This window comes from Serratia proteamaculans, assembly GCF_013337185.1.
Classification (GTDB): Bacteria; Pseudomonadota; Gammaproteobacteria; order Enterobacterales; family Enterobacteriaceae; genus Serratia; species Serratia proteamaculans_D.
The window spans coordinates 2,146,560-2,167,920 of sequence record NZ_SWDE01000001.1; the positions used below are offsets into that span (position 1 = coordinate 2,146,560).

14 protein-coding genes are annotated in these 21,361 nt (G+C 55.7%); 8 read left to right on the forward strand and 6 right to left on the reverse strand.

Annotation, left to right across the window (positions count from 1 at the left end; translation table 11 throughout):
• Positions 1-31 precede the first annotated feature (31 nt).
• Entirely contained in the window at positions 32-2,956 is a 2,925-nt protein-coding gene (locus FCL49_RS10070; protein WP_174353392.1) for a condensation domain-containing protein, read from the reverse strand.
• Positions 2,957-3,046: 90 nt separating this feature from the next.
• Positions 3,047-5,170, reverse strand: a complete 2,124-nt coding sequence (locus FCL49_RS10075; protein ID WP_174353393.1) for a TonB-dependent receptor — start codon at positions 5,168-5,170, stop codon at positions 3,047-3,049.
• A 504-nt stretch (positions 5,171-5,674) separates the two neighbouring features.
• Between FCL49_RS10075 and FCL49_RS10080 the strand changes: the two genes are divergently transcribed.
• Both FCL49_RS10080 and FCL49_RS10085 read left to right on the forward strand, forming a co-directional pair.
• The gene (locus FCL49_RS10080; protein WP_174353394.1) at positions 5,675-7,276 is read left to right on the forward strand and encodes a condensation domain-containing protein; all 1,602 of its coding nucleotides are present in this window, start codon (positions 5,675-5,677) and stop codon (positions 7,274-7,276) included.
• Between the two features lie 72 nt (positions 7,277-7,348).
• A complete protein-coding gene (locus FCL49_RS10085; RefSeq protein WP_174353395.1) occupies positions 7,349-10,444 on the forward strand; it encodes an amino acid adenylation domain-containing protein in 3,096 nt (1,031 codons plus the stop codon).
• Positions 10,445-10,490: 46 nt separating this feature from the next.
• Here FCL49_RS10085 and FCL49_RS10090 read toward each other — a convergent pair whose 3' ends face one another.
• Entirely contained in the window at positions 10,491-11,837 is a 1,347-nt protein-coding gene (locus FCL49_RS10090; RefSeq protein ID WP_174353396.1) for a condensation domain-containing protein, read from the reverse strand.
• Between the two features lie 486 nt (positions 11,838-12,323).
• Here FCL49_RS10090 and FCL49_RS10095 point away from each other — a divergent pair, with 486 nt between their 5' ends.
• The 5 genes from FCL49_RS10095 (at position 12,324) to FCL49_RS10115 (ending at position 16,539) form a co-directional block, all read left to right on the forward strand.
• The gene (locus FCL49_RS10095; RefSeq protein ID WP_174353397.1) at positions 12,324-13,922 is read left to right on the forward strand and encodes an ABC transporter substrate-binding protein; all 1,599 of its coding nucleotides are present in this window, start codon (positions 12,324-12,326) and stop codon (positions 13,920-13,922) included.
• Between the two features lie 117 nt (positions 13,923-14,039).
• Entirely contained in the window at positions 14,040-14,564 is a 525-nt protein-coding gene (gene cybB / locus FCL49_RS10100; protein ID WP_174353511.1) for a cytochrome b561, read from the forward strand.
• A 382-nt stretch (positions 14,565-14,946) separates the two neighbouring features.
• Positions 14,947-15,486, forward strand: coding sequence for a hypothetical protein (locus FCL49_RS10105; protein WP_174353398.1), 540 nt, complete (start codon positions 14,947-14,949; stop codon positions 15,484-15,486).
• A 164-nt stretch (positions 15,487-15,650) separates the two neighbouring features.
• The gene (locus FCL49_RS10110) at positions 15,651-15,911 is read left to right on the forward strand and encodes a helix-turn-helix domain-containing protein (RefSeq protein ID WP_174353399.1); all 261 of its coding nucleotides are present in this window, start codon (positions 15,651-15,653) and stop codon (positions 15,909-15,911) included.
• A gap of 298 nt (positions 15,912-16,209) precedes the next feature.
• Entirely contained in the window at positions 16,210-16,539 is a 330-nt protein-coding gene (locus FCL49_RS10115) for a hypothetical protein (protein ID WP_174353400.1), read from the forward strand.
• On the opposite strand, the gene FCL49_RS10120 is transcribed toward FCL49_RS10115, so the two are convergent.
• Positions 16,517-17,320 (reverse strand): DUF4225 domain-containing protein, encoded by an 804-nt coding sequence (locus tag FCL49_RS10120; protein ID WP_174353401.1) that lies wholly within the window; start codon positions 17,318-17,320, stop codon positions 16,517-16,519. The genes FCL49_RS10115 and FCL49_RS10120 overlap by 23 nt on opposite strands.
• Positions 17,321-17,784: 464 nt before the next feature.
• Here FCL49_RS10120 and FCL49_RS10125 point away from each other — a divergent pair, with 464 nt between their 5' ends.
• On the forward strand, positions 17,785-18,096 hold the full coding sequence (locus tag FCL49_RS10125) for a hypothetical protein (protein ID WP_174353402.1): 312 nt from the start codon (positions 17,785-17,787) through the stop codon (positions 18,094-18,096).
• 229 nt (positions 18,097-18,325) lie between these two features.
• Here FCL49_RS10125 and FCL49_RS10130 read toward each other — a convergent pair whose 3' ends face one another.
• Both FCL49_RS10130 and FCL49_RS10135 read right to left on the reverse strand, forming a co-directional pair.
• A complete protein-coding gene (locus FCL49_RS10130; RefSeq protein ID WP_174353403.1) occupies positions 18,326-20,179 on the reverse strand; it encodes a pYEATS domain-containing protein in 1,854 nt (617 codons plus the stop codon).
• Positions 20,176-21,351 (reverse strand): caspase family protein, encoded by a 1,176-nt coding sequence (locus tag FCL49_RS10135; protein ID WP_174353404.1) that lies wholly within the window; start codon positions 21,349-21,351, stop codon positions 20,176-20,178. The genes FCL49_RS10130 and FCL49_RS10135 overlap by 4 nt, the downstream gene beginning before the upstream one ends.
• Positions 21,352-21,361 lie beyond the last annotated feature (10 nt).

Sequence of the window (21,361 nt, forward strand, 5' to 3'; positions counted from 1 at the left end):
AAAGTAATAAAGTCAGTTAGGGTGAACAGTGTCATTGCCGTGGTACCGGCGGCAGGGCAGCTAGCGGCATGTCCCCGTCGGCCAACTGGGCAAAATGTGAGAACACGTGCTGGATGCTGCCGGCGATCAGCTCCGCCTGTTGCGCGGTGTAGTGATCGGTGCGGTAGGTCATCATCACGCGCAGAGATTTCACGCCGTCGAGGTTTTCTTCCATCACTTCAAACTGCAGACCGAGCAACGATGCGGTTTTCTCCGGCTCCACCTGACGGTAGGCCACCCGGCTGCCGTCCTGCAGGATGAATGCCCCATTCAATTTGATGCGGCTGTGGATCTGGATGAACACTTCGAACATGTGATTCTTGCGATCGGCATCAACGCCAAACAGCCCTTCTTCCACCAGATCGATGGGAATATCGGTGTAGGGCATGGAGCCGTTGATGGTGTTTTTAACCTGATCAATCAGGCCCGCCACCGTCAGCTGTTCGGCGAAACGTACCCGGTGCACCACTACGGTGGTGAAGTAGCCGATGGTGTCGAAATACTCGGCGTCGTTACGTCCGGAAGTGGAAGTGCCCACCAGCAGATCCGCCGGGCCACCGAGCAGGCGCAGGGCCGTGGTAATACCGGCGTAGACCACGTTGAACAGGGAGGCGTTGTTCTTTCTGGCCTGCGCGTACAGCCCGTCGGCCACCGCCGGGTCGATGTCGAACTCCAGCCAGCCGCCGTCAACGTCAGCTTCGGCCGGTACCGCAGGATGGTGCGAAGGTTGCTGCTGGAACAACGGCTGCCCGACCGGCGCGTCACGCAGGTTATCCAGCCAGTAATCCAGGTGTTGCTGTACTACGCCGCCCGCCTGCTGCTGCCGGGCAAAGGCGTGAAACTGCGGCACGGCACTTTTCCACTGCGGCGCTTGTCCCGCCACGCGCTGGCTATAGGCCACGCCCAATTCGTCCATCATCAGGTTCAGCGACCACTCGTCGAGCACCACATGGTGGAACAGCAGCGAAAGCAACTGTTGACCGGTGGCGGCATCCCGCAGGAAGGTCGCACGCAGCGGCAGCTCGGCGGTCAGATCAAAGCGGTGATCCCCCGCCCTGGCCAACAACTCACTGGCATCACCGGCCGGTGTTTGATCGGAGAAATAAAACCAGCCGTAATCCAGCAAGTCAGCGGCTGGCACCACCTGCTGATATACCTCGCCGTCTCGGTCGATAAACAGCGAGCGCAATACGCTGTGGCGGGTCATCACGTCGATAAACGCCTGACGCAGCGCGGTTTCATCCACCGGATCGAGGAAACAGATGGCGAATGGCAGATTGAAGATCTCGTCGTGGCCGAAGGCCTCGTAAACCTTCCACAAGGAATGCTGTGCCAGAGACAACGGCGCCTGAACCGCCTCCTCCTGTGGTTGCGCGGCAAGTTGCTGTGCGTTCGGTTCGGCCACCGCCTGACGCTTGGCGTAAGCCGACAATCCACGGGCAGTGGCGTGACTGAACAGATCGTTAATATTGAGTTCGATGCGATGCAGGCTGAGCAAACGGCCGATAACCCGGGTCGCCACCAGCGAGTGCCCGCCGCGATCGAAGAAATCTTCATCGGCTGTCATCTCCGGTGCGACCAGCGCGTCGCGGAATTCCGCCAGGATCAGTTGGGCAATCTCGGCATTTTCTGCTGGCGCGTCTTGCGTCGCCAAAACGCTCTCGGGCAAGGTTGACGGTTGCTCTGCGGCAGGAAGCAGCGCCGCCGTTATCAATCTTCCGGCGAGGAAAGCGACAAACTGTTCCAGCAGGAAAGGCGCGGCATGTGGCGTTAAACGGGGATCCGTAACCAGTTCCAGCACCACCGAGTCCGGATCCGGCAGGCTCAGGGCCAGCACCATTTCAAACGGCGTATGCAGCGGCGGCAGCAATAGCCGTTCTGCGCTGACACCGTCAAGCTGCAACGCCACCGACGAGTCCGCCAGCCAGGTCACCAACAGTTGGGCCAGTTGGGGATTAGCCAGTTCCGCCGTTTGCTGTGTCAGCAGGCGACCTTCCGCCTCCGGATCCACAGGCCCCAGGGTCAGACGTTTTAGCTGCGCAGTGCTCATCCAGGCGTTCAGGCCGCTCGCCTGCTGCGCATCGCCCTGCGGCACACTCAGTTGCACTGGTTGCCCGCCGGACTGAGCGCTGATAAAGCGCCCAAAACGCACGGCAATCGCCGCCAGCAGCGTCGCCGGGTTGTCTGTAGTCGGCAAGATTTTGCGCGCTACGCGGGTCGCTATACGCACCCCGGCCTGAGCCAGCAGCTCATTCTGAGGGACGGATGTCTGATAATCCCGCAGCGCCGTCGCCTGACGCGGCCACGGCAGCACCAACTCGCTGGCTTCCGGCAGGGTCGCCACCGGGGAAATGATGGCAAAACTCGGCGTCGGCTCAATGCCGTTATACAGCGCCGACAGCGTGGTCAATAATTGCCGACAGGACAGCGTGGGGGCCAAAATATCGTGCGCCACTACACCTAATATCGCACCGCTGCCGGTAAACAGCAGGAAACGTATCGGTGCTTCTCGCGCCAGTTCGAAAGGAGCGGCCTGCGCCTGCAGCAAACGGCTAACCGCCTGTTGCTGGCCGATAACCGCCTGAATGCTCACCGGGTTTAGCGGCGCGCTACCCCGCAGTTTGCGCAAACCCTGTTCATCATCAAAGTCATAACGAACGTCCAGCTCCGGCATCAGTCGCGTCAGGGCTTCCAGCGCGCTGACCAAACGGCCGATATCCGGCTCGCCACCCAGGCGCCAGGCCATTGCCTGCTGACAGCTGCCATCGCCCCGCTGCTGGTGCATAAACCACGCCAGCTCTTCCGCTTCGCTCAATGGCTGGCTGGCGTCCTGCGCCCGAGCCCCCAGAGTCTCGAACGCCAGATCCAGACGCTGGGCCTCGTCATCGCTGAGAATATTGTCAAAATAACCGCTCACTGCTGTCTCTCCTTGCGCCCGGCAATGCCGGAACATCGGGGAATGCTGATGATAAGAAGGGGCGTCGAGACGCCCCTGGTTGCTAACGCATCAGAAGGTCAGTTCAACTGCAGCACCCACCATGCGCGGACGCTGTTGGGTCGCGGTATACACGTCGTTGCCACTGACCATCACGCGACGCTCAGAGTCGAACAGGTTCTGCGCGTACAGGGTGGCGCGCCCATAGGCGAAGGTGTACGCCAGTTGGGTATTTGCCGACCAATAGGAACCGATTCGCCCGCGTGAGTCGTTGTCATATTGCGAGTAGTAGGAGTCCGAGAACGCCACGTTGCCGCTCAGCTCCAGCCCGGCCATCAACTGGTATTTGGCCCCCATGTTGGCGGTATAGGCCGGCGCTCGTGCCAGTTCATGCCCATCAACACCGCTGCCCGAGAACTTCTTGATCTTGGTCTTCAGCAGGCCAACGTTGCTGAACAGCTCGAAGTCCCAGCGCGGCTGCCAGGTGGCGCCCATTTCCGCACCGTAGGTTTCCACCTTGTCGGCATTGCGGATCACCGACGAGTTTGGCCCCAGGGAATACGGCAGTTGCATGTCCTTGTAGTCGTTGTAGAAGATATTGCTGGTCAGAATGACGTTGGCGTCTTTCAGGTGGTGGCGGGTGTAGAGTTCATAGTTCCAGACATACTCGGAACCATAGGTGTAGTTGACCACCGGCGTGCCGATAGTGATGCCGGCTCCACCGGCGTTATAGCCGCGTGCCACCTTGGCCCCGTAGGTCTGGGTATCCGTCGGTTTCCAGGCCAGATCCAGCTTCGGCAGGAACACGTCGTAGGTTTCGTCGAAGTCAATGCGCACGGCCTTGCTGCCGCCGGTGCGCTGACGGTGCTCTCGCTCCAAACGCGTGGCGGCGGTGAGATCCACATGTGGAGTAATGGCGTAAGTCAGTTCGGCAAACACCGAGTTGGTATCGGTTTTATCCTTGAAGGTCGAGCCGCCGAAAATATTGACGAACTCATCCTGCTTGGCATGGAAATAACGCAGCCCTGCTAGTCCGTGCAGGCGACTGTCCGGCCCACCAAAACGCGCCACCGGCTCTACGTGTATCTCTTTGCCGTCGATGTCAGCGTACGGCAGGGCATAAGCGGTAGGACGGTTGATATTAAAGTCGGTGTAAATCACCCGATTTTCCAGCGTCAGGCTGTCGGACTGCTCCCAGGCCAGATCCCAGACGCCGCTGTTGGTGTTACTTTTAAATACCGCGCGGCGCGGATCGTGCCGCAGGCTGGTTGGATGAACCAATGGGTTGAGGCTTTCGTTTTGCGGTGAGGTGCTGCCAAAATGGTTAAAGGTCAGCTTGGTGGTCAGTTCTCGCATCCCTGCCGGGTTGAACAACAGCTTGGCGCGGGCGGTGGTAGCTTCGACCTCGCGTGGGTCGCCTACCGGCTCATAGGCAGGCAAGTCGACGTCACTGCGGCGGCGCTGGCGATCAACGCTGACGCGGAACGCCAGTTGATCTTCCACCAGCGGGCCGGAAGCCATGGCAGACAACTGTGATGAATGCTGATTACCCACCCCGCCCTTGAAAGCACTTTCCCAATCAAAGGTCGGATCCTTACTGGCCATCACGATGGCACCGGCAATCGCGTTACGCCCCTGGATATAGCTCTGCGGGCCGAGGAATACCTCGACACGATCCAAATCCCACAGCGACTGCGGCCCATAGGCCTGCTCGTTGTAGGTCAACGAGCGACCATCCAGTGACAGATTGAGGCGCGGACGGGTGCCGCTGAGAAAGGCATTGGCGCCGGTATTCGGGCCGGAACCATCGATACCGCGCACGGTCGGCAGATCGTTACCGATGCCAACATCCATGACGTTGGGGGTCATGCGTAACAAATCGGGGACCTGCAACGCATTGGGCATAGAGGCAATGCGTTCACTGTCGAACACTTGCACGCTGGAGCCGGTATCAAAAATACTGCGTTTGATTTTTTCGCCGGTGACCAACAGGCTTTCCGAGTCCTGCCAGTTATCGTTACGTTTGCTGTCTGCGGCTTCCTGAACCTTCTCGTCCACGACGGCGGCGTTAACGCTGCCCACGGACAGAGAGCAAAGACCCAGAAAGAGTGAGGAAATTGCCCCAATGGCCTGTAAGCCTGCTTTTTCCCTGTTTCCTACGATTTTATGCCTTTGAGCCGCTGAATGCTTGCTCATAGATGTATTCTCCTTTCATCCCAGATGCACAAAAATTTAATTGTTTTCACATAGGTAACGACGCTGCTTTTCACACTGACAATGGCATTGCGGCCTTCCTGACCTTGCTGTTGCATATCCTTGCCGCAGACAAACGCCCCACCCCCGATGCGCAGCGGGCAGAGACTGATTTTTGTCTGGAAACGTAAAGAATTGTTAATAATGATAATATTTTACATATTTTAATGCAAATCATTATCACTTGAGTGAATGAATACCAGGGAAAACAATCAGAAAGGAGATCGGTAAAGCAAAAGCCTCACATCGCTATAAAATCAATAATTTCATTTAAAATGAATAGAAAACATAATCATATCAGAGTTAATAATTTATCCCTCTGAGCACAACCTCGCATTACCCACATTATTCCCCTGCGTTATCATAATAAATATTAATAGTAATAATTTTCATTCCCATTAACATTGCAATATATTCTTACAGTCTCTCAATACTGATGGAAACCCAATGAAAGCCTTGACCACGATGCAGGCCGCCTACTGGGTGGGCCGGCAATCCGCAGCGCCACTGGGGGGCGTCAGTGCCCACCTGTATGCGGAATTTAACTGCTGCGACCTGGACGTCGAACGACTGAGGCAGGCCGTTGCCACTCTTTACCTGCATCACCCGATGTTGCGCCTGCAGATCACTGCCGATGGCCAGCAAACTATCGCCCCCTGCAGCCCGCAGCATAGCCTGCATCTGGATGATTTTAGCCGTGCGGAGACTGCCGATGTCACCCACCGGCTTGCCGAAAAACGGCTGGCAAAAAGCAGCCAAAAGCTGCCGCTGGAACAGGGTATCCCCTGTGATATTAGCCTCAGCCTGCTGCCGGGTGGCCACAGCAGGTTACATGTCGATCTGGATATGATTGCCGGTGATGCCATGGGCTTCCGCGTACTGATGGAGGATTTGGCGCGTTTTTATCATCAATGCCCTGCTGCGCCGAGCGACAGCAGCGTTGCCTATTTTGACTATCTGGAGCGGCAGCAAGCTGATACCGAGCTTCAGGCACGCCGCACCCGTGCACAGGCCTGGTGGCGTGAGCGGTTAGCCCAGTTGCCGCCCGCACCGCACCTGCTGCGTACCCCGGATCGCTGCCGTAGCGATCGGTTGGCGCTGCAACTGAGCGCCAAAGAAACCCAGGCACTGGAACAAGTCGCCAAAGCGCAGCGCATCACGCTTTCATCGTTGTTTTTAGCGCTGTTCGCCGTCACCGTCGGCCACGGCTGGAAGCTGTCGCGCTTTCGGCTGAACGTCCCCTTATTCCATCGGGCCGAAGAGAACCTCGACAACCTGATTGGTGACTTCTCCAATTTGGTGCTGCTCGGCGTAGAGCTGGATCCGGCAGAAAATCTGCCCGCCTTCTGCCGACGCCTGATGGCGCAGCTGGCGGAATTGATCGCCCATGCCGACTATCCGGGCGTCAGCGTGATGCGTGACCTGTCGCGCCTGCAGGGCAGCATGCAGCCCTCGCCGGTGGTATTTACCGCCGGTTTCGGCATCCGCGGCAAAGCGCTGTTCTCGGGCAATGTCACCCGCACCTTTGGTCCGCTGGAATGGGTGATTTCCCAGGGGCCGCAGGTGGCGCTGGATGCCCAGGTGGCGCACGCCAACGGCGGCATTCTGATCAACTGGGACGTGCGTCTGGATGCCTTCCCGGATGGGTTGCTGCCGCAGTTGTTTGCCACCTACGGTGCCTTGTTGAAACAGGCCGCCAACCAACCGGGCAGCTTCAATCTGCCGCTGGCGCAGTGGCTGGCACAGTGTTCCGCACCGGCATTGGCCCGCCAGATGCCGGTGTGCCAATTGCTGCATCGTTTGCTGGCGCGCGTGGTGCCGGACGCCAGACTGAGCGACGACGATGACATCAACGCCCTGCCATTGCCGCAGGACGGGCTACCGGCCTTACTGGCGGTGATTAACAAATACCTGAAAGTGGCGCTGACCCCGGCGGACGTAGCGGCAAATCCATCCCCGGCGGCCCTTGCCGCGCTGATTTGCCAGCGGGCGCCCAACGCCGCCGAGGGGGCGCAACTGCTGCTGAAGGTGCTGGCACCCAAAGCCTGATATCGGTTCCGGGCGCGTAGCCTCACGCGCTCCGCATTCTTTTTCGTTGGTTAGCGACAATAGGGAAATACCATGGAGACACCATTAACCACGCTTCAGCAGGCTTATCTGCTCGGCCGCAGCGAACAATGGCCGCTCGGCGGCGTGGCAATGCACGACTTTCGCGAATATCACGGCCTGCGGCTGGATTTGGCACGGCTGGAAGCCCGGCTGAGAGAACTGGTACAACATTACGCGGCGCTTCGCACCTGCATCGATCCCCAGCGCTTTACTCAGCATGTTCGGCCGGAAGCCACGCTGAACCTGGATCGGCAGGATCTGCGAGCGCTCGATCATCAGGCCGCGCAACAACGTCTGGCCGATCTGCGCGAGCAGTATTCGCACCAGCGCCACGATCCCACGCAGCCGCTGTGGCGTATTGTCGCCATTCAATTACCAGAGATGCAGGATGCAACGGGCAACCCCTACGACAGCGTGATTTTCACCAGCTTCGACGCACTAATTCTCGACGGTCAGGGTATCTCCAGCGTGATCGCCCGGCTGTTTGACGACGCCCCGCTGCCGCCAATCGCCCTACCCAGCCCAGCGGCGGCCGCCAGCACGCAACAACGTCAGGCCGACGCCGCCTACTGGCAGGCCAAACTGCAGGACATCACCACCCCGTCAGCGTTGCCATGGATCACTCCGCTGGCCAACATCAAATCCTCACGCTACCGCCGTGCCAACCTGACCCTGCCGCGCGAAGTGCTAAAACAGTTCTCTCGCCTGGGTTCCGCCCATGCCCTGCTGCGCAACAGCAGCCTTTCGGCGCTGATCCTTGATACGCTGGCACAATGGACCACCGACGGCGAGCTTTGTGTTGGGGTACCTGTGGCATTTCCTGCGGTGGATGGCTCACTCAGTAATGCCTCCACCTTCGTGGCGGTGCGTTATTCACGTCTGGGCGGCAACTTTGTCAGCCGCGCGCAGGCGCTGCAAGACGACGTGCTGGGCGCACTCGACCATCTGACGTTTTCCGGCGTTGATCTGGCGCGGCAGTTGCAAAGCCACAGCCAGGGAGCTCCTGCGCTGCCGGTGATCCTCACCAACTGCCTGGGCTGGGAGACGCTGCCGGCCAATGCGCCAGTGCGTTATTTTGACGGCGTAACCCAAACGCCGCAGGTGGCGATCGATATTCGGCTGACGCAGGATGCCGACAAAAACCTGCTGCTGTGCGTTGACTACGCCGAGCAAGCGCTGGACGGCAAGCAGGTGCAGGCAGTGCTGGACGCGGTGCAACGCAGGGTGATGCTGATGTGCCAACAGGGCGAGTTGGAGATTGCACCGTCGCAGTATATCGATTACCGGCACTACCGGCATAACCACAGCGAGGCGTCATTTACCGCCTATCCGTATCTGACGCAGTTAGCTGAACGACTGTTTAACGATCCGCAGCCGCGACCGGCGCTGATCTGCGATCGGCAAAGCCTGAGTTACCCGCAGCTTGGCCAACAGGTCGCCACGGTAATGGCCAATCTGCAACAGCGTGGTCTGGGGCCTGGCAGCGTACTGGCGCTGTATCTGGCGCGTAGCCCGGAACATGTCACTATCTCCCTGGCCTGTGCACTGCTGGGGATTATCTGGGTGCCAATCGACATTAACTCGCCGCCGGAGCGCACCGCTTATCTGCTGACCAACTGTCGGCCCGATCTGGTGGTACAGCGTGGTGAACTGGAAACGCCGAACGGGGTAACGCCAGCCGAGTTGCTCGCCCCAACGGAGGGCAATCCGGCGCTCCCGGACAGCCAGACGCTGACCGAGCGCAGTGCCAGCAGCGAGGCCAGCTATTACCTGTACACCTCCGGCACCACCGGCAAGCCAAAGTGCGTGGTGCTCAACAACCGCGCCACCGCTAACGTTATCGGCCAGACCCTGCAGCGCTGGGCGGTCACCGCCGATGATGTGATGATTTCGGTCACCCCGCCGCACCATGATATGTCGATGTTTGATCTGTTCGGCTCGCTCAGCGCCGGGGCGACGCTGGTGTTACCGGCAGCGCATCAGGAAAAAGACGCCATCAGCTGGAACCAGTTGGTGGAGCGCCATCGCGTCAGCCTGTGGTGTTCGGTACCGGCCATTTTGGAAATGCTGCTCACCTGCAAAACCGACGACAGCCTGCGTTCGCTGCGGCTGGTGGCTCAGGGCGGCGACTACATCAAGCCGGCCACGGTGCAGCAGTTGCGCGGCCTGCGCCCGGATATCAGCCTGTTCTCGCTCGGCGGGCCAACCGAAACCACCATCTGGAGCATCTGGCACCCGATAGCGGAGCAGGACAGCGGAACCGTGCCCTATGGCCAGCCGCTGCCGGCCAACCAGTATTTTATTTGCCATGACGACGGCAGCCACTGCCCGGCCGGTGTAGTCGGCCGCATCCACACTGCCGGGGTGAATCTGGCATTGGGTTATCTGGAAGACGGCGATTTAAAACAGCATGATTTCGTCACGCTGGAGGGGCCAGACGGCCAGCCGCTGCGCGCCTTCCGCACTGGCGACCAGGGTTACTATCGTGCCGACGGCAATATCCTGTTCGCCAGCCGGGTGAACGGCTACGTAAAAATCCGTGGCGTGCGCGTCTCGCTGCCGGAGATTGAAGACGTCATGCGTGGACACGAGGCGATCCTCGACATCGTGGTGGTGGATTACCCTGGCGGAGATAACGGCGAAGTCACGCTCGGGGCGATGTACCTCACCCACGACGGCAAACCGCTGTCGCTGGCGGCGATCCGCGCGTTCTCAACCGGTTACCTGCCTTGTACCCATATCCCGACGCGCTTTATCCACGCCGAAGCGCTGCCGCTTTCGGGCAATGGCAAGACAGACCGCCACCGCATCCGTGCCGCCTTCAGTGCCGAACGCGCGACTCCGGGGTTAAACGCCTGCGCAGCGCCGTTGCCAGGCGCAGCACCGGCCAATAGCGGCAAGATTTTAGCTATCTATTTGCAGGCGATCGGCGCAACGCCGCGCCCGGAATGGGGGGATGAAACCGCCTTTATCAGCATGGGGCTGAAACTGCCGCACATTCGGCAGGTGGCCGCGCAGCTCAACGACGCTTTTGGCACCCGTCTGCCGCCCACGCTGCTGATCCCCTGCAAAAATGCCCGGGAGGTTGCAGCGCTGCTGGCGCGTTAACGGTTATTAATCGGGGCGAACATGTTCGCCCCCTACCGGATCGTCATCAGGCGGGCACCGCCACCAGTTCACCAACCGCCGTTTCCAACGCTTCTTCCCGCAACGCACGCAGTAAAAACTCCTGCAAGGCATTGCCGTAGTCGGCAACCCCATCCGTGGGGAACTGCTGCACGTAAATATCAATATCCAGATACAGATCGCCGGCATCGGTGCGGCCACGGAAGGTCAGGTTGGCGCCATCGCCAGATCCGCCGGCCAGTACCCGACGCGTGCTGGCGCAGCCGCTGAAACCGGCCGGATCAAATGGCTGAACGTTGATAAACGGAGAGATAAACAAACGCGAAGCCGGCGTCACGCAGCGATCGGCAGCAATCTGTCGCAAGCGATAACCGGCGTGACTGCGCAGCTCGCGCAGCTTCTGCGCCATGTCTGACAGAAAACGCCCCAGCGTCTCCTCCCCGCGCAGTGAGACCAAAAACGGCAGCGTATTGACCGCCAGCGCCGGGGTATTGGTCGCTTGGCTGCTACGGCGATTCATCACCGGCATCCATAGGGTGCGCGTATCGCCTTTATCATGCGGCAACCGCGGTAAGGTAAAGCACAGCCAGGCGGCGGACAGCGCCAGCAGCAGATCTGGCCAGCCAATACCGCTGCGCTCCGACAGCTCACGCAGCCGCAGAGAGATCTCTTCCGGCAGAGCCGTGCTGGTGCTCAGGCATTTCACACCGTACTCCCGGCCGCCTTTGCGCACCGTCGGCAAGGTCTGTGACGGTGGCAGATAGTTCTGCCAAAAATGCCGATCCTTTGCACAGCGTTCGGAAGCGGCATAGGCCAGTTCATGTTGCTGGAAAGCACTGAAGGTGCCCAAAGCCTGCCCCGCCGCGCCGTTGCCAAGGAAGTGCGCGTATAGCGTGGCGCAGCGGTGTTCGACCAACGCCATACCGAAGCCATCGATCACAATATGATGGGCGCGCAGATACCAGACGTAGCGCGACGGCGCCAGTTTGATCAGCCATACGGCGGCCATCGGCTCGCTGCATAAATCTATCGGTCGCTCGACATCCGCCTGCATCAGCCGCATCGCCACCTGATAAGGATCGGACTGCGTCTGCAGATCAATACGCTGCAAGGTCGGCACCGATTGAGGGTCGTAACGCTGCAGCGGCGGGCTATCGCCAGTACCGGCGCTAAAGCGCAGGGCAAACGCCTGCGTTTCCGCCATGGTGAGTGTGATTGCCCGGGCCAGCGCCACCTCGTCTACCGCACCACAGAGTTCGGTGACGTGGGCGACGGTGGAAAAAGGTTGCCCAGGATGCAAGGTAAATTCGTCCCAGAAGTCTAACTGCGCCGCTGTCAGCGGCAGCCATTCAGTCGCCAAAACAGTTCCCGACATGTTACCTACCTTTGAAAAGCCATAAACAAATGTTGAAACAACACAAGCCAAAACCCCGCCGTCGCAAATCACGTTTGATAGCGGCCAAAACGGGGTGAATGCTGGACACGGCTGAGCGACCCGTTGGCAAACTGCCCGGCGTGTTCCTGCTTATTGTGGTTGGCGTGCCTGACCTCCCTGGTTCAGGTAAAAACGAGACGGCGCGGGCCAGTAAAAACCACGGCCACAGCGCACTGAAGATGTTTCGATTCGGTTACAAATGAAAATGATAATAACACTTATTATCATTTTCATGAATATAGAACAACCTGCTCATACCGCAAACTTGCTTGACCAACCGGAGCATGGCGAAACAGCAGATCGGGAGAGAACTCTCATCCCCCAGTTCCCATATCTGCTATCAATCACTTATATTTAAATTGAGGGCTGCCTGAATGCCAATGCGGCGGCAGTGTCCTCAATCAACCTGAGGGAGCCATCCATTTTATGCGTTTAAAACCAAGCACTGTGGGTCTGTTATTGGCGGGAACCGGCCTGTTGACGGCGGGCCATGCCCTGGCCGCCAGCGATACCCTGGTCTACTGCACCGTGGCCTCGCCGGAGTCTTTCAACCCGCAGCTATCGAGCTCCGGAACCACCTTTATCGCCACCTCGCAGGTGTTGTATAACCGCCTGCTGACGCTGCGTGAAAGCGATAAAACCCCCGCTCCCTCACTGGCGACCGAGTGGACCATCAGCCCGGACGGCAAGACCTACACCTTTACGCTGCGCAAGGGCGTGAAATTCAACAGCAACAAGTTCTTCACCCCAACGCGTGACTTCAACGCCGAGGACGTGGTGTTCACCGTGATGCGTCAAAAAGATGCCAATAATCCGTATCACAAGGTGTCCGGCGGCAACTACGAGTATTTTACCGACACCGGGCTGGACAAGCTGATCACCAAAGTGGAAGCGGTGGATAACGACCACGTGCGCTTTACGCTGAGCCAGCCTAACGCCGCCTTCCTGGCGGACTGGACCATGGACTTTGCTTCGATTCTTTCTGCTGAATATGCCGATGCCATGCTGAAAAAAGGCACGCCGGAGAACGTCGATAACTGGCCGATCGGTACCGGTCCGTTCGCGCTGCAACAGTACAAACAGGATTCACTGATCCGCTACATCGCCAACCCGCATTACTGGCAGGGCGAGGTCGCCAGCAAGCACCTGATCTTCTCCATCACGCCGAACCCGCAAACCCGGCTGGCGAAGCTGAAAACCAACGAGTGCCAGATTATCCCAGCCCCGCTGGCGGAACAGTTTGACGCCATCAAGAGCGACAAAAACCTGCAGCTGCACAGCATCGACGGCCTGAACGTCGGCTATCTGGCATTCAACACCCAGAAAAAGCCGTTTGATAATGTGCTGGTGCGCCAGGCGCTGAGCTATGCAGTAGATAAAAAGGCCATCATTGCGGCGGTCTTCAAGGAAAGCGGCAACACGGCCAGCTCGATACTGCCGCCGGGCATGCTGGGCTACAACGACAAGCTGCCGGAATACGCTTACAACCCGGACAAAGCGCGTGAACTGCTCAAACAGGCCGGGCTGGAAAAAGGCTTTGAGACCGACATTTGGTCAATGCCGGTGGCGCGACCTTACAACCCTAACTCACGGCGCATCGCCGAGATGATCCAGAGCGACTGGGCCAAAGTGGGCGTGAAGGCCAAAATCGTCACCTGGGAATGGGGCCAGTACCTGGCCGGGCTGCGCAAAGGGGAGCAGCAAAGCGCGCTGTACGGCTGGATGTCGGATAACGGCGACCCGGACAACTTCGCCACCCTGCTCAACTGTGCCGGCGTGCAGACCGGGGCCAACGTGGCCCGTTGGTGCGACAGCAGCTATGACAAGCTGATCCATCAGGCCATTTTGGTCAGCGCCCCGGCAGAACGCGCCAAGCTTTATCAGCAGGCGCAGGTGATTTTTGCCAAACAGGTGCCACTGCTGCCATTGGCTAACGGCAAGGTGTTCTACGCCACCCGCAGCAACGTCAGCGGCTATGTGGTTGACGTTAACGGCAGTGACTTCGCCAAAGCCAAAGCCGACTGAGTCGCAACACGCGCCGGATGATATTCACATCCGGCGCTTTCCTCCTCTGTAACATTTGGTTACTCTCATCAGCACTGTGATTTAACATTCAAAGGTAACCCGGTGCAGAACACTTATATGCCGATGCAGATCCGTCTGCACTGGCTGGTGGCGATCCTGCTGGTCATCACCTGCACCACCATTGAGCTGAGAGGCTTTAGCGTGCCGGGCACCCCGCTGTGGTACGTGCTGGTGGTAACCCACTTCAGCTGTGGGGTGACAGTATTTGTATTGATGATCGCCCGCCTGTTGCTGCGTTGGCGCCACACCAGCCCTGCCATCAACCCGAAACCGGCAAAGTGGCAAACCGGCGCAGCCCATCTGGTGCACAGCCTGATTTATCTGTTGCTGCTGACGCTGCCGGTGCTGGGCGTTTATTCCCGTTATCTGGGCGGTAAAGAGTGGTTTCTGTTTGGCCTGCCGATGCCCTTTGCCGAAGTCGCCGACCGGCCGCAGGCAAGGATGATTATCGGCTGGCACAAGACGCTGGCAGCCTTCGGCTATTGGCTGATTGGGCTGCATGCGGCGGCGGCGCTGTTTCATCATTACCTCGTTAAGGACAATGCACTGGTGCGTATGCTGCCGTGGCTGAAAAAGCGTTAGCCACCAGTGGCAATGCCAACAACACAATAATAAGCTTGTGAATATAAGCTGATGGATATAATCCATTGGCTTATTATTTTTATAATTTATGGCAGTTAAAAATAAATTTGTACCCAGCGAGTTGTATCTATTCCAGTTATTGACTAAGGTTATTCATACAAATTATAAGCCCATGGGCTGACGAAGATCCGTAACCGATATTATTAACCACTCATTATATTCATCTTAAAAAACGCCAGTTATTTTTCAGGAGAGCTGTGTCATGCCCTGTGGTCACACAAGGCGATGCAGTGCCCCCATGATTTCATTAATTAAATTCCATCGGCTACACACACGGGAAAGTTAATATTACTTTTCCAAACTAAAAGTCAGGAGCAAAGTAATGAAAATAATGACTGGCGTTATTTTACCTACGGTTGCCGCCATCGCAATGGCGGGCATGGCGCACGCAGCAGACAGCAAACAACCGGTGACCGGCAAAGAGACGGTTACCCTGGAACACGTGCATGCCGTGCAAGAGAATGGCAGCCCCGCCCCCAAGCACGACGCGGCCTGTATGAAAGAGCTTTCTATGCCGACGTCCAAGTATGTCGGGATGAAAGTCACCAGCGAATACACCGTTAACCCCAGCTCGATGATGATGTCCGCGAAATCGATGCTGCCTTCCCCGATGGCCACGCAACCGCTAGAGTTGACGGTTGATTTATCCGCTCTCGGTATGGAAGGGGTTTATGCCTTTGGCGCCTTCAAACCCAATGTGTTGCCGCAGGACTATGTTTATTTCACCATCGGCAAGGATTTTAAAAACCCCGTCAGCACCTTTATGATTATTAATAAAGGTAAAGAATATAACTGCGTTATTTCCAGCTCAAACAAGGCGATGAGTAAAGAAGAACGCAAACACCTTATGGTTAAGAAATAACGGGGATACTGATGGGATAATACTGGGGACTCGGGTGGTTTTACTGCCCTGGCCCCTTTTTTAATTAAGACGATAACCTCCGCCGGACTAACTGATTGCTTAACAATCCCGTTTGGGGATAATGGTAGATATTCGATTTTGGGATATCACTCGTGGGAAGCGCCATGACTTCAGTTTATTCAATCGAGTATCAATTAGTTATAAAAATACTTAGGGATGCTCGTATAGAAAAAAGCATCACTCAGGCCAAGCTGGCTGAAGCCTTGGGTCGCCCTCAGTCGTTTATCGCCAAGGTCGAGAACGGCGAGCGCAAACTGGATGTGGTGGAGTTTGCTTTGATCGCTCGTTTGCTTGGAGTTGATACCGGGGCGGTTATGAGGCGGATTGGCGGGCGGGTTGGTGGGCGGGTTGGGCCATTGTGTTAGCAAGGGTAAAGCCTACAGCCCGACTGAAGTCATCAAATGCTTGTCTAATTCCCCGGAGAGAAAGCGGACGTTAGTCTCAAATGACATATCCCCCGTGTGCAGCAAGATGCTCTAAGAGTAGAGATCATTTTGGCGAGACCGACACCTGATCCACAGTTTTGGTAAAAGAGTTTGAGGACCAAGGGAGTGGAAACGCACGGGAATTTCGGAGTGAAGGTTGCTAGAATGCTTACGGGTATTTAAAACTGCTTGTTTTGCCCCACGTTTCTACACTCTAACCGTCGGAGGAAACTGCGCTATGGCAATCACTGAAGAAAAATTGCTGGCCGCAGGTTTTACGCTAGCAGATGTGCAAAAGCTGAAGAACAACCTCCATAATTACGGCGGTTCGTTTGAACAGGTCATACAGGGTCTGTCGAACAGGTTTCGAGCAAATATCTGGATCACTGTGGCAGTGGTTGTCGTTTGCTTGACGGTTCTGTTAGGCGGTTCATTGGGTGACGCAGCTTCTGCCGTCGTCGCGGCTTTAATCGCCCTGGCCATTGTTTGGTTCACTGTTCCAATCCCATTAGCTTACAGGGCGTGGTCCAGCAGAAAACAATCTTTCAATTCTCAGGATGTTCCGTAGTTAACAAATCAAAGACTATTCTAGCTTTCAGTCCATAACCCACTATTTTCATGGTTAACGCGGGTTTACTCATTGAGCTAACCTTTCGGTAGAAATCAGATGGCAAATGATGGAATAGTCTCCATGTGCCAGGGCGTTTTATAAGCCCAATGATGCTGTATACATTGGCTGTCAGGGCAACCACTTTGAAAACCCCAAGCCCGTCTGCTCTTGAAAACCCCATAAATTCGGCCGCTGACATTGCGCCATTTGCCAGCACGCCTTCCGAATCCTGTTTGTCTCTAAAATAGTGATCGAACTCTTTTGATATCGTGTTAAAGCCATCAGCGAAAAGTATCGCCCCCGCAAGCACGCCTATCGGCGTCGATGTTCCGACCAACACCGTCCCTGTAAAAATTTCCACACCCGCCAGAACCACATTTATCGAGCTGATCACATAACCAACAATGCTGTTGTTCTCACGCACAAATTCAATTTTGGCGTAGAGTTGCGCGGCCTTGGTGCGGATCAACCGGTCTTGTTCCAACAAATTATTGGTTTCAGTGCGTAATGTCTGCGTAGCCTGAGTATAAGCTTCGAGGGTTTTCGACTTTCTTACCCGCGTAAGTTGCAGCGTCACCAGTTCGCGTATTTCCTCCACGAACTTGATGCGTGTCAACCCGTCTTTAAGGTGCGAGGACGCGACAGTATTAGCGATATTGACCAACTTCCTGGCTTCGCGGTCGAGGGCCATTTCCGACCATGCGATAGTTTTCTGCCCTGGCGGGACGGCGAGATACATGAGCTTTCCTTGTCGATGGGGGATTTTTGAAGTGTCACTGACAACGGCTCTCGCTTCAAGGGCATTTTAACTTTCGTCTTCCTGAAAGGGAGCTACGTCACCCACTTTGGGTGTTCACTGAAGGAGGTATTTCTATGGTTATTGCTGTGCGGTAAAGGGAGTTCGGGCTTTTCGGCTGGGGTCTGTGCCAGCGTCAGTATTTCGCTTGCAGTGGTTATGCTGTCGAGTGGATACCTGACCATTCTTTCCGTGGCACGTCTACCACAGGTTTATCAGACATGTTTGGACTGAACCACTCACAGGACTTCGGCAGCCATGAGCGAGGAGCTGGAATTCCAATCGGAATAATGGCTGCGTAATTATAAAAATATAATTCGAACTGTGGACCTTATCTTCAGAAAGCTCACAATTTAATGCCTCCCAGTGGTATGGTTTTGTTTTTGCCGCTAAAAGAGGAAAAGCTAATGATTGTAAGAACCTGGCACGGCTGTGTTCCGCTTAAACATGCAGAAGGATTTGCGAAACACCTTGAAAAGACCGGTGTGGAGCACTCAAGGAACATAGCGGGAAACAGAGGTGTATTCGTGCGCAGGGAAAGCCAGGGTGGCTGGGAGCATTTCTTTCTGGCTACCTACTGGCAGGACTTGCATGCGGTAAAGGCATTTGCCGGAGAAAGCTATCACGTGGCGGTAACTTACCCAGACGACGAAGAATTCGAGTTGCTTTCTGATCCCTACGTATTCCAACATGTAGTGGAAGCCCTTTCACCACTTTAGCTTCCTTCCCGGGGTCGCCTGACGGTTGCTCCGATTTTACTTAGCATCTAAGCGCAAAGGTCTGTTCTTGACATGGTGCGGACAGAGAGCAGGTGCATCATGTCCGCAGTGAGCGATGAGCGGATGTTCGCCTAATGACACCTGCAGGGTTGCAATGTAGTTTATTGAGCCAACCAGCTGGTGGTTATGACTATTTCGAATAGCAGCTCCTCTTTTTGCTTACACATTCTCACCGCAATTTAATAATGTCAGGCACCATTGCGAGGTTGCTGAGGTCGCATTCCAGCTCAACTTTGTTTTTAGGTATCCAGACCCCTACTGTAAATCCTCCCCACGCTTGCAAACGAAGCTGTGCCTTTTGCCCCCTGAATGCCACTTTGATTAGCGAGGGCGAAAAGGTGGGGTGCAGCAAAAACCAGGCAAAGTCACCGATACCTACATTCGTCGCGCGTGGTGCTTGTACGGTGAGGATGACGGTTTTCCAGTCACGACTATTCGTATCTTCGAACTTGACTTTCAGTATAAAGCCTTCACTCTCCATCTGACCGCCAAACCGCTCTTTATTGGGATCCTCTGGGAACAGAACGGGACGCGAAAAGGCGGGGAGTTCAGGTGAGTCTTCTGGCAGTAGTTGTCCTGAAAATGCAAATGCCGCTTCCAAAAGGTTTTCCCTAGCCGGTGGGGGTGAGGCGTTCACGCTTTTTTGGCCTGCCCGTAACAGCGTAATTTTTCCGGCGCTGATTTCTCCCTGAAAGATCACCAAGGTGTTGTGCGCAGAAAGCCGACCGGAAGGGGTTCGGTTTGGTGTAAGAACTTTTCGCGTTTTAAGGATATTTAAGTCGCGCGCAAGCCAGCTAAATGTCGGGCCAAACCCCCGCTGAAGCGGCAACTCCCGATGCCAGCGGGTATTCAACCGCTCGAACCTGTGTACAATCGCAGGCGTTATGGCATCTACATTCGTTTTGATGTAATTGGCAATACCGAAAGATAATTCAGCAAACAGCTGATTGGTATAGCGATAGTAAGGCGAACCAGCTGTTTGGGCCTTTGCCAGACTCTCAATTGCCTGCGAGACCGCATCGTGTTGCTGTTGCGAGCTTTTTCCCTGAGCCGCAGAAAGATGTTTGCTGGCGATGATGACGTAGGTATCAAACGCCCAGGCAGCATGTTCTGTGAGCGACCTTAACCAGACGTCATCCTGTACTGAAAACAGCTCAGAAAAGCGGATCGACAGAAGACAAATAAGCATGGCAGCCCAGGGGTCTTTCGATAATGCGCTGAAATGTTGTTTGTGAATGATGTCATCTCTGACGGCTTGTGCCTCCGCTGAGGTTCCTGCATCCAGTGCGCGTACTAGCGCGCGTAATCTGGGGTCGACAGGGGTAATACTGAGTTCAAGATCGTCAGGGGCAAAGGGGGGCACCGTCACCATGATCTGTGTGCCACCTAGGTACAGTGGCAACAAGCATCGCTCGATTCTCACTTTTTCAATAGTTGACGTTAATCGGACGCGATGTCCCAGCCGGTGATCGCGTTCAGAGTCTTCAGGTATCTGAAGTTCAAGTCGCCCGGAAAACATCTCTATCTTTGATTCGCCGCAATAGGTATTGAACGTTTCGCGTCCACGTTGCTCTTCAGACAGGCCGAGTGAAATACGTCTTTTGACCTCAACGGTCGGAGTTTTAATCATCTCTGACGCAGGCGTTGTACCGAAAGAACTCCATTCCGCATACGATGGGAGGGGCGCTGCATCAGAGGTAAACCACGGTGGAACCGTTGTCTCTGTTTGCTGCTTATCTGAGTCAAAGAAGCTGATTTTACTTCCCGAAGACAATAGGGAAGAAAATGATGGCAGCGTAACCGTATTAGTTTTTCCCTCCTCGACATTAAAAAAAACAGATTGTGGGGCCAGACCCGCAGGTGTTACTTCGGCCCAGTAAATGCCAGAGCTCACATCATCTGTTGAGAAGGTGCGATTATCCGGCGTGGCAATCCAGTCGGCGATAGATTGCTCACTGTTCTGAATGCGAATTGTGCCAACGGAAAGATCGCTCGGCGCCTCAAAATTCAGTGTTGTTTTCATGGGACTGATACCCATTGTTCGAAGAGAGGTTCTTTCGGCTGAAAGAGCTGTGAGAAATGATCGGTGCCATCTATAGCTATAGCATAAAGCGCGTTGATCCCAGGCGTTACGGTGGTTATCCACGGCCCTGTACCACGCGTCGCGTTGTTTTTTAACCAAGGTGGAGCTGGTACATTTCGCTCACTAATAGCGAAATCATAATATGGCATGCGCTCTGGCGGGTCAGTGATTACCACAAGGGGGAGTTCAAAGTTTTCCGGATAGACTAAGGGGATTAAGTCAGCTGGTGTAACGGCAGAATATGGGTCGAAAGGTTCCTTATCGCCCCAATGTTCAAAGTAAATACGCCGTAGTGCTTTGAGATCGCTTTGCAAGTCGCGACTGTTGACCCCCCAACGTCCGCGTGAATATCGAGCTGATGAACCGCTGAGTCCTTTCAGGCACGTCTGTGTAAACCGTCCAAATTTTAGATGACTTCCTGCTAAATCTGGCCCTTCGTATGCCAACTGATTCTCCGAGGCGGCACAGAGCAAAGAAACCTGATTACGGCTTACGGAAAACATAGACTCGGTCTCGTCGGGATAAAACGGACAAGGTACTGCCTGCTTAATCAGTTCGAATTGAGGAATAAATTCTCCACACGCGTCGGAAAACAAAAATGCAGCGGAAATGGTCTGGTGTTTTCGTAATCTGTAAGAGAGCTCTCCGAGATTAATGTGCGACCACAGATTGATAGGATTACTGTTTAAATCTTCCAGAAAGACCACCGGTTGCTGCAGGTGCGATGCTCCATGGCCGCAGCAATAGAAAAATGCCACATCACCCGGTTGCACAGACAAACGCTGATACCAGGCGAAGCCGCGGGTGCCGACATTTGACACCGTAGCCGAATCAACACGCACCGCAGGCCCCCATGGGTAGCGATTCTCTGTTGCAGGTGGATCCGAGATTAATACGTCGAGCGTTGCCAGTGGTGCAGCCAGACGATCCTTATTTTCGATCAACCAATTGCAGACAAGTTTTGCGCTATCTGCGGCGCTCGGTAATGCAGGAACCGCGCGTAGTTTGGCGGAAACACCTTGTCCGGCCCGGGCGAAGGGGTAATTACCAACGCCAATAACGAAAGCGTGTGTTTTCGGGCCGATGACTTCACGGTCAAAAAGTAGCGGCATTGTCCGGTCC